A 14,307-nucleotide genomic window follows, 5' to 3' on the forward strand; every position below is an offset into this window, starting at 1 on the left:
CCACCGGCGCGGTGACCAGTGCAGAGAGCAGGGTGTCGGCGTGGACCAGGCTCATCCCCGTCTCGGCGCGGATCGTCTCCACTGCGGTTGGCAGTTTCCAGGATGCCAGTGACTAGTCAGCCTGCACCAGTTGCGGTCGCGCAGGTGCTACGGGACTGTCGTGCTGCTCCGACGGAACCTGCTCGACCTGGAATTCCGCGCGGATGTTCTGCTGGGAAGGCTCAGCTTGGTGATCGGCCGACTGTTGCCGAAGCTGCTGTTGAGAGTCTTGCTGTTGGGGTTGCTGTGCAGACTGTTGCTGCGCACCATCACCGGAGGAGTCTTGTTGCTCGTTGAGTTCCTGCTCGGTCGGTTCGGGCTGGGAGGAATCTGGGCTAGGGGGTCGTGATTCGGCGTTGCCGGCACCACCCTCATCGGAGTCTTCGGGCACGAATCCTCCGTCTTCACTACTCATCGAAGCCCGAGCTTGCTGTGCTTCGGAAAGTTTCGACTCGATCTCGCTGAGACTCTCCTCGATCTGCTCCATATAGGTCTCTTTCAGCTGGCCCCAGGCCAAGGCGGAGACCGACTCGCCCGTCGTGGGGATCGCGGCCAGAATAGAACGAGCCTGTTGGGCCTCGGTCTGCAAACCGTTCAAGGTTGCAATATATTCGGAGGTTTCCTGAAGATCGTTCAGATTCGAATCGGGAATCTCTTCGAGTTCCTCCAGCACCGGCTCGATCTGCGACGGCAAGGTACAGTCGGCATCTTTGGAGTAGATCCCGCGTTTGGCCTCGAAGGCCTGCTGACGCGCCTCGTTGAACTCTTGAGCCCGAGCATCGTCTTGCGCTTCTTCTGTATAGGGCACCGCATAACCGGAACGCACCATTTCGAGCGCCAGATCATCGCCAGATTTCTCCAAATCCGCCCAGACCTCGCCATTCGGGGCGTTCGGATAGGCCGGGTAGGTGGGATTCACCGTCGAGCCGGCAGGCGCCAGTTGTTCGAGCTGGTTTTTAGCTTCGTCATGCAAACAGGTGTCCAGCGTTTCGCTGGCATCATCTTCAGGCGGAACCGGGGCGCGCATGGCCTGCATGCGGACCACCTGCTCACCGGTGTTAGCGGTAATCTGCATTGACTGTCCGGTCAGCACCTCATCGATCCGCGCGGAGTCCTCGTCTTGGGCGAGATTTCGTACCACCGTCAGCACAGTCAACGTGAGCAACACCAAGGCCACCAGGGTCAACAAGATCATGATGGACCAGTTGATGCGGCGTTTGCGGCGGGGGTTTGAAGACATAAGATTCGCTAGCAACTTGACGACGAGGGCGGGTCCAGCACGTCAGAGGGCGGTACCTCTGATCGAACGTGCTCCCTAAAGTGTAGCTAATGATCGAGGTGCTGTGAGGAATACCGACGAATACCGGTGCTGAACAGCCACATGAGGCGAAGCACCGGCCTGCAGGCCTGCGATGCTAGGGTAGTCCGTGAGATTGCTCCCCTGCTCGTGATCATCTCAGGATCGAAAATACCGGGGGAACCGAGCCCCTAATAAGGATTGATCGTGAACCGCACCATTCTTCCCGGATTGGTACTCTCCTTCGCGATAGGAGCACTGGCACTGGGTATGATCGCTGGCATCGGCGACTACCTACCCGGTGTTTCCGGATTGCTGGTCGCCATTGTCATCGGGGTGTTATGGCGGAATATCGCCCCCGTGCCAGAGGTGGTTGAACCGGGGATCACGGTGGCATCAAAAACGGTGTTGCGCTGGGGCATTGTGCTCATGGGGCTTCAGCTGGCGGTCGATGAGATTCTCGCACTCGGATGGGGCACCATTGTGCTGATCGTGCTCGCTGTGGTCATCACCTTCGGTGCCACCGTTATATTGGCCAAGGCCTTGCGGGTGCCCAGCGCTCTGGGGTTACTGATTGCCAGCGGGTTCTCGATTTGTGGAGCTGCGGCGGTGGCTGGTGCGGATTCGGTGCTCAAAGCCAAGAAAGAATTCACTGCGACCTCAATCGGGCTGGTGGTCCTGTTCGGCACCCTGATGATCCCCGCTATGCCGGTGCTGGTGGCACTATGCGGATTTTCCACAACTCAAGGGGCGATCTGGGCTGGCACATCGGTTCATGAAGTCGCTCAGGTCGTTGCGGTCGCCGAGACGCTGGGACCAGAAGCCTCCACCACAGCGGTGACGGTGAAACTGGGCCGGGTGATGATGCTGGCCTTCGTGCTGGCAGCGATAGCATTTCTCAGTTCCCGCCACCCGTCATCTCGATCCACCCCGGAAGACCCAGCCCCTGGATCACGTCCTGCTCTGGTGCCCTGGTTTGTGATCGGGTTCTTCATCATGGTGGCACTGCGCTCGGTCGATATTCTGCCTCCGACGGCCCTTGAGGTGGTCCAACTGATCCAGTCGTTGTTCTTGGCGACCGCGATGTTTGGGCTCGGTATGGGTGTACGCATCCGGTCGCTGGTGCAGGTGGGCGCTCGCCCGATAATGTTGGCTACCCTCTCGACGCTCATCATTACGGTCATCGGGGGCTTGGGTGCAGGACGATTAGCCTAGTCGTGCACTAAAGTTGAATCCGTTGCACCGCGATCGTCACCGGCGCGTGATCGTCGGCCCCCAAAACCCTAATCACTCAGGAGTTCTCCACCTTGTCTGCCAGAGATGACATCGTTCGCGTCTTGAACGAGGACGACCGCAATCAAGAATATGCCGACCCGAAACTGTACAAAAACTCCCTATCGTGGTCGGGCCGAAAATACGCTTTTAAACGGGCACTGAAGAAATTCGGCACCGATGGCGGAACCGATCTGTCGGCGAAGCTCACCTACTACACGGTCCTGTCCATGGCTCCCGGTCTGCTGGCCGTATTCTCCATGCTGTCCTTGGTCTTGTCCTCCAACGCCGAGGTTATTGAGAACATGCTCGATGATGTGATCACCCAGGCAGTTCCGGAAGACTATCAAGCGCTGGTACAAGACCTCGTGGAAACCATGATGGACTCGGCCACCGGTGGCGTGATCGCGTTGATCATCGGTGTGATTACAGCACTGTGGTCGGCATCGGCCTATGTTAAGGCGTTCTCCCGGAACATGAACTCCATCTACGGGGTGGCTGAAGGTCGCACCTTCATCAAGAAGAACCTCACCATGGTGCTCACGACCGCAACGGTGCTGGTCGGTGTCGTCGTCATCCTGATCTCTTTGGCCCTGAACCGTCCACTCGTCGATGGGCTGTTCGGCCCCATTGCGGAGCCGCTAGGATTGGAAGGCGTCCTGGCATTTATGACGGACACCTTCTTGCCGCTCTGGGCATGGCTACGCTACGTTGTGGTGGCTTTGGTGTTGATTCTGGTCATCGCCGTGATGTACCACTTCACCCCCAATGTGCAGAAGCCGAAGTTCACTTGGTTCTCCATTGGCGCCGTGGTGGTGTTGGTTGGTAGCGCGATTGCCGGTGTGGCCATGGCGATCTACCTGACCTACTTTGCCTCGTACTCATCCTACGGTGCGGTCGGAACCATCATGGCGGTGCTGTTCGTGCTCTGGATTTTCAATATGGTGATGCTGCTGGGGGCCCTAATCGATCACGAAATGTTCCGTGCCCGCCAGCTGGAATCCGGCATTCCTGCCGAGGTCCACGTCCAGCTTCCACCGCGTGATACCGCCGGTGCTGAGAAGGCTAAGGAAGACCAGGACAAGCTGATCGAAGAGGCCCGTACCCTTCGTCGGACCATGAGCAACCCACTAGCCCCGGAAAATCGCGACGTCGACTAAAAGACCACACCGAGGAAGTCAACGTCTGCCTCAGAGGAAAAGGATTGGAAAATATCCCGGGCGCTGTTAGGCCATCGAGGCTTCCTTTTCCTTATCCTCCTTCGATTCTTTACCGCGGTCCAGACCCAACCGGGTCAATGGCACGCCGTCGATCGCGCCATCGATGGTGCGCTCAGCTTCGTCGTGATCGACGTCAAGCACCAAAGCGACCTCGGCGATAATCATGTCCTTGGCCTCTTGATAGAGGTTTCGCTCGGCCATCGAGAGCTCCTTCTCCTTCTGGCGGCGGTAGAGATCCCGGGCGACTTCGGCAACATTGTCCAAATCACCGGTAGCCAGCTTTTCGCGCAGTGCTTTCAAACGACGGGACCACTGCTTTTCCAAGGTGTCACCATCCTTGGCCAGCAACGACATCAACTTGCGCAACCGAGTATGGCTGGACAGGTCTCGAACACCGATCTCCGACAGGCTCGATTCAGGCACAGCGATCTGCAGGCGCTGCTCCTGGACCTCAAGGACGACATAGTCGACGTCTTCACCCTTGATCTTTTTGGTGTTGCGGCTCACCACTTCGGCCGGACCGTGTTGCGGATGGACGACGAACTTGCCTGGGGTTAAACGCATGGAGCAGATGCACCTTTCTTTGATGGCACAGCATAAGCGCCCGGCATTGCAACGAAGTGTCGGAATACCGAGCGCTCGCTGTTTTCCTACTGAGGTACACCATACTAGCACGGAAACGGCCGCATACCACAAAATATCACTCAGAGCAAGAATGACATGCACGTGGCATGTCAGGCTCGAATTCACCCTCGCTGGACAGCGCTACACGTTGTCGACACCGGATTGTTCCTGAAGGAATTGGAAGACCTCCACTTCATCGACACCCGGGAAGGCACCGGTGGGCATGGCCGCCAAAATGTGGGCGTTAGTTCGCGCCGCGGGCCACGCATGTCCACCCCATTCGGCTTCAAGTTCCGGGGAAGGCAAGCGGCAGCACGTCGGGTCCGGACACCGCGAGACAGACCGCGAGGTGGTATCCCGACCACGGAACCACCGCGCCTGATCGAAAGGGACCCCAATTGAGGACGAGTAAAGACCCGAGGAGGAAGACTCCACCACGGCGGTGCACCAATAGGTACCGGCCGGGGTATCAGTGTATTGATCGAACGCGCGGAATCGATTCTGGACGTCAAAGACTTCTCGGGAGGTCCAGTACCGACAAATCTGCTGGCCTTCGATGGCTCCAATACTGTCTGTTGGGAAACTCACCCCGTCGTTTTCGTAGGCTTTATGCACCACTCCGGACTGGTGCACTTTCTGAAAGTGCAGGGTAATACCCAGGTGTTCGGTCGCCAGATTGGTGAACCGGTGGGCAGCAGATTCATAGGAGACCCCGTAGCCATCTCGCAGATCCTCAATGGCCAGATCTCGGTTCTGATGAGCAGCCTTCAGCTCTTTGACCACAGATTTTTCTGGCATGAGCAACGCGGCAGCACAGTAGTTGATGTAGACCCGCTGTTTCAGAAAGTCCTGATAGTCCACCGGCTCACCGAATCCGAGCACATAGGCCGCAATCGCCTGCAATAAGACCGACCGAGCGTCATGGTCGGTGTGCGGTCCGCCGGGCAGATAGAATCGTCGGTTCTTCAGGTCAGTAACCGAGCGGGTGGAGTGGGGCAATGAGCCGACGAAGTGGATCGAAAATCCCAGGTGGTCAGCAATGTTTGCGATTCTGCGGTGAGTCAGTGGCCCCGAGGGCTGGCCCACCGCTTCCAGCAGTTCTTGAGCTGTTGATTCCAGCTCGGGGTAGTAATTGTTGCGCTCACGCATCTCCATCCGCAATGCGACATTGGCTCGGCGAGCTTCCTCCGGCGTAGCAACCCGCTCGGCAGCTTGACGTCGTAATTCGCTCGCTAAGCCCGCAATCGTTTCGAGCACCTCGGTGGGAGTCCGGGAGGTGATCTTGACTCCGGGAAGCCCCAGCGCGTGAAAGTGCGGGGATCGTTGGAGTTTCTCCACCGCGATTTCCAGTTCGGCTCGTTTGCTCGGAGGTTTAGCCGAGAGCATGTCGTCAACCGAGACGCGAAGTTCTGCCGCCAAGGCAGACAACAGTGATAGCTTCGGCTCGCGGTGGCCGTTCTCAATCTGGGAGAGGTGAGAGGCCGTAACATCCACCCTGCTTGCCAGATGTTCCAGGGTAAATCCGGCCTTCTTCCGCTGGTGACGCAATTGGCGTCCCAGCACCACGGAATCCAGCCGTGCTACCTCGCCGGTATCGGTCACATCGTCTACTGTGTTTTGCACCATAATCACAGCGTAGTTAAAAACCGCGGATTTTTCCTCCTACATCCAGCCCTTCTTCTTAAAGATCAGATACAAGGTGAGGCTCGCGGTCAACATCAGCCCAATGGCCCACAAATATCCGAAGGACCAATGGAGTTCTGGCATGTCGTCAAAGTTCATCCCGTAAATCCCGGCAATCACCGTGGAGACCGCGAACAGCGCAGCCCATCCCGATACTTTTTTCATATCCTCGTTTTGTTTTCGGCCCACCAGCGTAGATTCCACGGTCAGCGCATTCTGCAATGCGGCCCGAATACCTTCGAGTTGTTCGACATCACGGGTAACATTATCGCGGACGTCACGCAGGTGACGAGCGAATTCTTGATCCATGCCGTACTTCGTGGCTCCCCGAGTCAGCAGATCGATCATGTGCGATAACGGGCGAGTGACCCGCAGGAACTTCACGATCTCGTTGAATAGCTCGTAGATGCGTTGCGAGGTTGCCACCGTTGCCGAATCGCCAAACAGTGAGTCCTCGATGTCGTCCAGATCATCGTCGAGATCGATAATGATGGGCGCATAGCCGTCAACAATACCGTCGAAGACGAAGTACAACATTGTTTGCGGGTGCCCGGCGTCCATCACATGCCGCCGGAAGGGGCGGTGTAGCCAATGCACGACTTTCTGAGCCAGTGAGTGGTCATCAGCGAAGACCAAGAAGAAACGGTCGCCGACAAAGATATGCAGTTCCGCGAACTTCATTTTTTCGGTTTTGTCCACGTACTGGGCCCAGTGCAGCACGACGAACAGTACCGAGTCGTAGCGTTCAAGTTTGGGGCGCTGGTGTCCTTGCAAGGTATCTTCGACCGCTAATTCGTGTAGCTCAAAGTACTCGGCACACTGCTGAATTTCAGCCGAACTGGGTTCTGAAACCACCACATGGGCCCTAGCATCGGGGTCTGACGACAGACGCGCGAACATCTGTTCAATACTCTCCAGTGCTTCCAACCGTGGGGCCGAGGCCCCGTGCTGGACGTTATCAACGGAGTGCAAGAGATAGGTCATGGTGCATCTTCCCATCGTCTACTTGTCACCTTGGCCTACATATTCTTGCATGGTTTGCCTCGGTGGTCACCGCCACCGGCACCCGAACTACTTCGGGTCGTTGGTGGGACACTGCTACCTGCCGTCCGGGTCGCGGAGTGTTCGCGTGCGCGCATGTGCTCTCGCAGGCGCGCGGGCGTGTATGAGGGTAACCATCCGACAAATCGTCGCTTTTTTTGTTCTGCATCTCACAATTTTGCAGATGAGGGGCGAATCGTTCGAAAGAAGTCATATTTTTTCCAAATGGTTATCTGAAGCGCAATTTTTTTCGACAATCCCCTGCCTCACTGGCGACAAACACGGAAGAGTAGAAACTACCCAGACGGGAACCGAACCATTCGGAACCGTCACGAAAACGACAAGAGACGCCACACTGATACACACTCAAGGAGTTCAGATCATGTCACAGCACACTCCCGCTTCCGCAGAGCAGATCCAGCACGACTGGGACACCAACCCTCGTTGGGCGAACGTCAAGCGCACCTACTCGGCCGACGAGGTCGTGAAGTTGCGTGGTCGTGTGCAGGAAGAGCACACTCTGGCGCGTCGCGGATCGGAGAAGCTCTGGGAGCAACTGACTACCGAGCACCCTCAAGGTGAGTGGACCAACGCTCTGGGCGCGCTGACCGGTAATCAGGCTGTTCAGCAGGTCAAGGCTGGACTGCGGGCCATCTACCTGTCTGGTTGGCAGGTGGCTGCTGACGCTAACCTGGCCGGCCAGACCTACCCAGACCAGTCGCTGTACCCGGCTAACTCGGTCCCGCAGGTCGTCCGCCGGATCAACAACGCACTGTTGCGGGCGGATCAGATCGAGTTCTCCGAGGGCATCCAGACTGTCGAAGACTGGCTGGTGCCGATCGTGGCCGATGCTGAGGCTGGCTTCGGTGGTCCACTGAATGCCTATGAACTGATGAAGGCCATGATCACCGCCGGTGCTTCCGGTGTGCACTGGGAAGACCAGCTGGCTTCCGAGAAGAAGTGTGGTCACCTCGGCGGTAAAGTGCTGGTTCCGACCAACCAGCACGTGCGCACTCTCAACGCTGCCCGTCTGGCCGCTGACGTCGCCGATGTTCCCTCGGTGATCATCGCCCGCACTGACGCTGAAGCCGCCACCTTGCTGACCAGCGACGTCGATGAGCGCGACCAGCAGTTCCTGACCGGTGGTCGCACCGCTGAAGGCTTCTACGAGGTGCGCAACGGCCTGGAGCCCTGCATCGCTCGTGCGAAGGCCTACGCAGAGTACGCCGATTTGATCTGGATGGAAACCGGTACTCCGGATCTGGAGCTGGCTCGTGAGTTTGCCGAGGCTGTCAAGGCCGAGCACCCCGACCAGATGCTGGCCTACAACTGCTCGCCGTCCTTCAACTGGAAGAAGAACCTGGATGATGAGACCATCGCGAAGTTCCAGCGCGAACTGGCCGCGATGGGCTACACTTTCCAGTTCATCACTCTGGCGGGCTTCCACGCTCTGAACTACTCGATGTTCGACCTGGCGCGTGGCTACAAGGAGCGCCAGATGTCAGCGTACGTCGAGTTGCAGCAGCGCGAGTTCGCTGCCGAGCCACAGGGTTACACCGCTACCAAGCACCAGCGCGAAGTCGGCACCGGCTACTTCGACGCGATCTCCACCGCTGTCAACCCGGATTCCTCCACGGTCGCTCTGGCCGGTTCGACGGAGTCTGGACAGTTCTAATCCCTCACCACCACTGATTCTTCAGAAATCAGCCAGCCAGATAGGACGTGATGATCATGACCAGCCAGATTCGCTACACTACCTCTTCGGGACTGACCGTCAGCGTGCTCGGCGAGGTCTCCGAAGCCACTCAGCCGCTACTGTCCGATGCGGCCCTGGAGTTTCTGGCCTACCTCCACACCACGATGGAGCCCAAGCGTCAAGAACTCTTGGTAGCGCGTCAGCAGGTGCGCGCAGCCATTGCGGCTGGGGCGCGTCCGGGATTTGAGAGCACCACGAAGAAGATTCGTGATGATGATTCCTGGCGCGTTGCTCCACTGGCGCCCGGTCTGAAAGACCGCCGTGCCGAAATTGCCGGACCGGTGGATCGGAAAATGACCATCAACGCCCTGAACTCCGGGGCCAAATGCTGGCTGGCTGATTTCGAAGATGCCTGTACTCCCACCTGGGAGAACATGATCGAAGGCCAGCGGAACCTCTACGAGGCGATCCGTGGCCAGATCCGCCACACCGACCAGACTACCGGTCGGACCTACAAGCTCAAGAAACCAGCCCTAGCGCAGTCTCCAACGATCCTCCCGCGGCCGCGGGGGTTGCACCTGGACGAGAGCCACATCGTGGTCGAAGATCAGCCGATCGCCGGAGCGCTGATGGATTTCGGGCTGTTCTTCTTCCATAACGCGCACGAGCTGGTACACCTGGGCCGTGGCCCCTACTTCTACCTGCCCAAACTGGAACACCATCTGGAAGCTCGCTGGTGGAATGACGTGTTCACCAAGTCCCAGGACTACCTGAACATTCCCCACGGAACCATCCGGGCCACGGTGTTGATCGAGACCATCACTGCAGCCTTCCAGATGGATGAGATTCTGTATCAGTTACGCGATCACTCTGCCGGGTTGAACGCTGGTCGGTGGGATTACATTTTCTCGATCATCAAGAACTTCCAGGACTCCTCCGACGAGTTCGTGCTCCCGGATCGTTCCGATGTCACCATGCAACAACCGATGATGCGGGCCTACACCGAGTTGCTGGTGCGTACCTGCCACCGTCGTGGTGCTCACGCCATTGGCGGGATGGCAGCCTATGTGCCGGATAAGTCGGACCCCGTCAAACACCGGATCGCTCTGGAGAAGGTGCGCGAGGAGAAGTCCCGTGAAGCTGCGGACGGTTTCGACGGTTCCTGGGTGGCTCACCCAGATCTGGTGCCGGTGTGCATGCGGGTCTACGACGAGTTGCTCTTTGAGACCCCGCACCAGATTCGCACGCGCAAACGAGAGGATGTGGTCCCGGATGCTGAGGCGTTGCTGAACGTGAAAGCCACCACCGGGGCGATCACCGAAGCTGGCATTCGCACCAATATCGAGGCCGGTATCCACTACTTGGACGCCTGGTTGCGCGGTCACGGTGGAGCCAGCATCAACGACCTGATGGAAGACGCTGCCACCGCCGAGATTTCCCGCTCCCAGCTGTGGCAGTGGATCCGAACCGAGGCCACGGCCACGACCGCGCAGGGGTCCGAACGCACCGTAACCCGCGAGTGGGTCGATGAGCTCATCAACGAGATCGTGTCTGCTGCGGATCGGTCAGACCAGGATCGGATCACTGAGGCCCAGGAGGTCTTTTCCGCCGTGGTCTTCGCCGAAGAGTTCCCTGAATTCTTGACCATCCCGGCTTACAACGCCTACCTGGCAGCTGACGCCAACACCCGCGTCGCCGTCTGAGGCACCTGGGGACCTAGAGCACAACCCCGAGCACACAGCACAGCGGGCCCGACCAGACACTCTCTGGCCGGGCCCGCTGTTGATCTACACAGGCAGTGTGTTCAGTCTCGGTGTTGCAGCCACCTAACCAAGCAAGTGACCCACCAAGACGGAGACGACACGCAAAATTTACTCTTCGTCGCCGGCATCTTCTTCGTCGCCGTTATCCTCAGAGTCGCCACCCTCGGTCAAGGAGTCGACGTAATCCTGGTTCTCCGCGACCCAGTCTGCCACGATGTTTTCGTACTCGCCCTCGTCGTCATTATCGGCGAACATCTGGGCTTCGAGATCGTAGAGCAGGTCGTTTTCCATGGTGAAGTCCGATAGCCACTCAGAGACCTCGGAGAAATCATCGCTGAAACCGTTGTAGGCGTAGGTCGACATGGTTTCAGAACCACCCAGAGCACCCTCGGGGTCTTCCAGATCACGGACCGGGAAGGCCTCGTATGCCCAGTGCGGACGCCACAGAGTCACCACGATGTTTTCGTCGTTATCGATGGCGGTGTTCAGCTCCTGGAGCATGGCAGGAGTGGACGAGGTGGTGAATTCCATCCCGTCCAAGCCGTAAGTCGGGATGACCTCATCTTCGGTGGCGGAGGTCAGACCGGCGCCGGGCTCAATACCGACGATCCGGTTGTCGAATTCATCGGCGTTATCGGCCAGTTCCTCCAGGGAGTCAATCGGCGCGTCCTCGTTGACAGCAATCTGTAGCGAGGACTCATCGTTCCAGGTACCCAGCATTTCCAGGTCGTCACCGTACTCATCCAGGTAGGACGCGTGGGTGGTGGGCTCCCAGACGTCCATGGTGAAGTCGTAGTCCTGAGTGGCAACACCGGAGAACACCACGGCCGGCTCAGCCTCTTCGAGGTTGACCGTATAGCCTTCTTCCTCCAGGATGTGCTTCCACAGGTAGGACACAGCAATGCCCTCTTCCCAGCCGTTGAAGACGCCGATGGTCAGTTCGCCCTTGTCCTCACCACCGTTGTCGCCGGTGCCGTCGCCTTCGCCACAGGCGGTCAGGGCCAGGGCGCCGATAGACAGTGCAGCAACGGATTTCCAGATCTTGTTGAACTTCCTCACTCTGTTACCTCCAGTTAGTGTCAGTGTGGATGATGAACCGAACCGGTACAACTCAGGCACCCGGTCCGTTAGCTTTACTTCTTTAGCGCGGTCAGCCGGTCCAGATACATCGCCAACACGACCACGGCGATACCGGCTTCAAAGCCCAGTCCCGCATCGATACTGCTCAAGGCCGACGTGACCTGGCCACCCAGGCCACCGGCGCCGACCATACCAGCGATGACCACCATCGACAATGACAGCATAATGACCTGGTTGATACCGGCCATAATGGTCGGCATGGCCAGCGGAAGCTGGATCTGACGCAGGATCCGGAACCGTGAGGCACCGAAGGCCTGACCGGCCTCGACCACTTCAGCGTTCACACCGCGGATACCCAATTCGGTAAAACGCACACCGGGCACCATCGCGAACAGTATGGTGGCCACCATGCCGGGAACAACACCGACACGGAACATCACCAGCGCCGGAATGAGGTAGACCATCGGCGGCATGGTCTGCATAAAGTCCATGATCGGTTTAATAATGGCCGAGGCCGTATTCGAGGAGGCGGCCAGAATACCCAGCGGGATCGCAATGACTGCGGCAATAAAGGTGGAGATCGTCACCAGCCCCAGGCTGTCCATAGCATGTTCCCACATGTTCATCCCGGCAATCAGGGTGAAGCCCAACGCGGTGCCTAGCGCTAGTTTCCAGGACTTGACGATCCAGCCCAGCCCGGTCAGGACGAGGGTTACCACCCACCAGTCAGGCCAGGTGAGCAGACCGACCAGCAGGTCGTTGAGCGTCGCCAGCGTGGTGCGCACGATTGAGAACGCTTCCGAAAAAGTGCCAAGCAACCAGTCCAGACCGGCTTCAATGGCTTCGCCGACGCCGAAGCGGAAGTCGTTAATGGACTCGAATTCGAACCAGGTGATGTCCGAAGCCGGGATTAGAGCAGACAGTGTCGAGCTCACAGCGCATCACCCCCAGCGGTCTTGTGGCGATCGGTATCGCCAGCAGGCGACGGATCGATTTGTTCAGCGTGGCGACCAACCGAGGCATCTGGCGGGGCGTCCGCAGGGTCGGTGGTCTCAGCTGACTCCAACCGCTCTGACAGTGTTTCCGAGCGCTGAGGGCTCATGGCCTCCAGCAGACGCGAGACGCGGACATAACCGACCTTCACCCGTTTGCCATGGTCCTCGCCTTCAACCGCAACCGGGCCGTCGGCTTCCACGGCAACCGGGACGATCTCCTGCAAAGTCGCCCCGGGCTTGACACTGCGGTGTGTGCGCCCGAAGCTGGTAATTTCTGCTTCCGAAAGCTCCGCAGGCGGAACCATGACCGATTGCGCGGTGAGAACCCGAGACCGATCCACATCCGCGGTGAAGGAGGCGACATAGTCATTGGCGGGAACCGAGAGGATCTCTTCGGGCGTACCGATCTGGACGATGCGGCCTTCCTTCATCACCGCGATACGATCACCCATGTACATGGCTTCGTTCAGATCGTGGGTAATGAACACGATGGTCCGATGTAGCTCACGTTGCAAGGAGATCATTTCTTCCTGCATCTCACGCCGGATCAACGGGTCCAAGGCTGAAAAGGCCTCATCCATCAGCATCACATCGGTCTGCGAGGCCAACGCCCGAGCCAGTCCCACACGCTGTTGCATACCGCCCGAGAGTTCACTAGGGTAGCGCTTTTCCCAGCCGGCCAAACCGACCGAGGCCAGCACCTGCGCAGCCATCTCCTGACGTTCTTTTCGACCGTAACCCTGGATTTCTAACCCATAGGCGGCGTTATCGAGCACGGTCCAGTGCGGCAGCAATGCGAAGTGCTGAAAGACCATCGACATGTGCCTGGCTCGCAGATCTCTCAGGTGGTTTTTCGACAGCTGAGCCAAGTCTTGCCCCATGACTTCAACAGTGCCCGAGGTGGCCGGTTGCAACGCGTTCAGGGTTCGGATCAGGGTTGACTTTCCGGAACCAGATAGCCCCATCACAACAAAAATTTCACCGGGCTTCACCTCAAAGGAAGCGTCAATCACCGCGGCAACACCCTCAGACCCAATGTCTTTTCGGTCAGCACCGGCCTTGATTTTCTCGACGACTCGTTCGGGACGTTTACCGAAAACCTTATAAACATTCTGTACCCGAATCACCGGGGCATCGGACTGGCCTGCACTACCTGTTGGCTCCGGTTGCTCCGAGATGTGTGGCGATGATGTCATACACGCTTCCCTTGGGTTGACATGCAAAATCAAGAAGGCGATCCCTTGCGGGAGATGCCACAAAAAGGTCACCAGCTAATGATAATAACAAACTTTCAGGGGAATATCTCATAATTCAGATCTTGGCTCCACAAATTCGGATGAGATAAAACTACCCAACCGGGCAGATAATGCAATGAGATTTACTGCACATAATGCGTCAACCATTCCGTCCAGACGAACAAGAAGCCTATGATCAGAAGCCAGAAGGTAACGATCACATAGTGCGGTGTTATGTGCCCACAAATCATGAGACCCCAAGAAAACGGCTTGAGTTTTTTGAATTTCCCATCGGGTGATCACAACACGCGTTCACTCTGAGCTGAAACTTGGGGCGTAAAACATTGATTCACAGGGTCCTG

General features: G+C 57.9%; 11 protein-coding genes. 4 read left to right on the plus strand and 7 right to left on the minus strand.

Annotated elements, in window-relative coordinates; all coding sequences use genetic code 11:
• Positions 1-112: 112 nt before the first annotated feature.
• Entirely contained in the window at positions 113-1,279 is a 1,167-nt protein-coding gene (locus DCC27_RS07640; protein ID WP_110101225.1) for a thermonuclease family protein, read from the minus strand.
• Between the two features lie 264 nt (positions 1,280-1,543).
• On the opposite strand from DCC27_RS07640, the gene DCC27_RS07645 reads away from it, so the two are divergent.
• A complete protein-coding gene (locus DCC27_RS07645) occupies positions 1,544-2,551 on the plus strand; it encodes a YeiH family protein (protein ID WP_110099929.1) in 1,008 nt (335 codons plus the stop codon).
• A 92-nt stretch (positions 2,552-2,643) separates the two neighbouring features.
• Positions 2,644-3,768 (plus strand): YihY/virulence factor BrkB family protein, encoded by a 1,125-nt coding sequence (locus DCC27_RS07650; protein WP_233487961.1) that lies wholly within the window; start codon positions 2,644-2,646, stop codon positions 3,766-3,768.
• Positions 3,769-3,834: 66 nt separating this feature from the next.
• Here DCC27_RS07650 and DCC27_RS07655 read toward each other — a convergent pair whose 3' ends face one another.
• The 3 genes from DCC27_RS07655 to DCC27_RS07665 form a co-directional block, all read right to left on the minus strand.
• Positions 3,835-4,392 carry a CarD family transcriptional regulator gene (locus DCC27_RS07655; RefSeq protein WP_110099928.1) on the minus strand — a complete coding sequence of 186 codons (558 nt, stop codon included), beginning with the start codon at positions 4,390-4,392 and terminating at the stop codon, positions 3,835-3,837.
• Positions 4,393-4,593: 201 nt separating this feature from the next.
• On the minus strand, positions 4,594-6,078 hold the full coding sequence (locus DCC27_RS07660) for a helix-turn-helix transcriptional regulator (protein WP_110101226.1): 1,485 nt from the start codon (positions 6,076-6,078) through the stop codon (positions 4,594-4,596).
• Positions 6,079-6,114: 36 nt separating this feature from the next.
• Entirely contained in the window at positions 6,115-7,119 is a 1,005-nt protein-coding gene (locus tag DCC27_RS07665) for a magnesium and cobalt transport protein CorA (RefSeq protein ID WP_158278410.1), read from the minus strand.
• A 439-nt stretch (positions 7,120-7,558) separates the two neighbouring features.
• Between DCC27_RS07665 and aceA the strand changes: the two genes are divergently transcribed.
• Together aceA and aceB are read left to right on the plus strand one after the other, a co-directional pair.
• Positions 7,559-8,851, plus strand: a complete 1,293-nt coding sequence (aceA, locus tag DCC27_RS07670; RefSeq protein WP_110099925.1) for an isocitrate lyase — start codon at positions 7,559-7,561, stop codon at positions 8,849-8,851.
• A gap of 56 nt (positions 8,852-8,907) precedes the next feature.
• Entirely contained in the window at positions 8,908-10,575 is a 1,668-nt protein-coding gene (gene aceB / locus DCC27_RS07675) for a malate synthase A (protein WP_371682191.1), read from the plus strand.
• Between the two features lie 168 nt (positions 10,576-10,743).
• Here aceB and DCC27_RS07680 read toward each other — a convergent pair whose 3' ends face one another.
• From DCC27_RS07680 to DCC27_RS07690, 3 genes are all read right to left on the minus strand, one after another.
• Positions 10,744-11,694 carry a glycine betaine ABC transporter substrate-binding protein gene (locus DCC27_RS07680; protein WP_233242786.1) on the minus strand — a complete coding sequence of 317 codons (951 nt, stop codon included), beginning with the start codon at positions 11,692-11,694 and terminating at the stop codon, positions 10,744-10,746.
• A 74-nt stretch (positions 11,695-11,768) separates the two neighbouring features.
• Positions 11,769-12,650 carry an ABC transporter permease gene (locus DCC27_RS07685; protein ID WP_371682192.1) on the minus strand — a complete coding sequence of 294 codons (882 nt, stop codon included), beginning with the start codon at positions 12,648-12,650 and terminating at the stop codon, positions 11,769-11,771.
• A complete protein-coding gene (locus DCC27_RS07690) occupies positions 12,647-13,906 on the minus strand; it encodes a glycine betaine/L-proline ABC transporter ATP-binding protein (protein WP_110110778.1) in 1,260 nt (419 codons plus the stop codon). The genes DCC27_RS07685 and DCC27_RS07690 overlap by 4 nt, the downstream gene beginning before the upstream one ends.
• Positions 13,907-14,307 lie beyond the last annotated feature (401 nt).

It is taken from the genome of Auritidibacter sp. NML130574 (genome assembly GCF_003185725.2).
GTDB lineage: Bacteria > Actinomycetota > Actinomycetes > Actinomycetales > Micrococcaceae > Auritidibacter > Auritidibacter ignavus.

Bases quoted from the DNA above. Each gene is read 5' to 3' on its own strand.
- DCC27_RS07640 (WP_110101225.1), bottom strand. From the start codon at position 1,279: ATGTCTTCAAACCCCCGCCGCAAACGCCGCATCAACTGGTCCATCATG.
- DCC27_RS07655 (WP_110099928.1), bottom strand. From the start codon at position 4,392: ATGCGTTTAACCCCAGGCAAGTTCGTCGTCCATCCGCAACACGGTCCG.
- DCC27_RS07660 (WP_110101226.1), bottom strand. From the start codon at position 6,078: ATGGTGCAAAACACAGTAGACGATGTGACCGATACCGGCGAGGTAGCA.
- DCC27_RS07665 (WP_158278410.1), bottom strand. From the start codon at position 7,119: ATGACCTATCTCTTGCACTCCGTTGATAACGTCCAGCACGGGGCCTCG.
- aceA (WP_110099925.1), top strand. From the start codon at position 7,559: ATGTCACAGCACACTCCCGCTTCCGCAGAGCAGATCCAGCACGACTGG.
- aceB (WP_371682191.1), top strand. From the start codon at position 8,908: ATGACCAGCCAGATTCGCTACACTACCTCTTCGGGACTGACCGTCAGC.
- DCC27_RS07690 (WP_110110778.1), bottom strand. From the start codon at position 13,906: ATGACATCATCGCCACACATCTCGGAGCAACCGGAGCCAACAGGTAGT.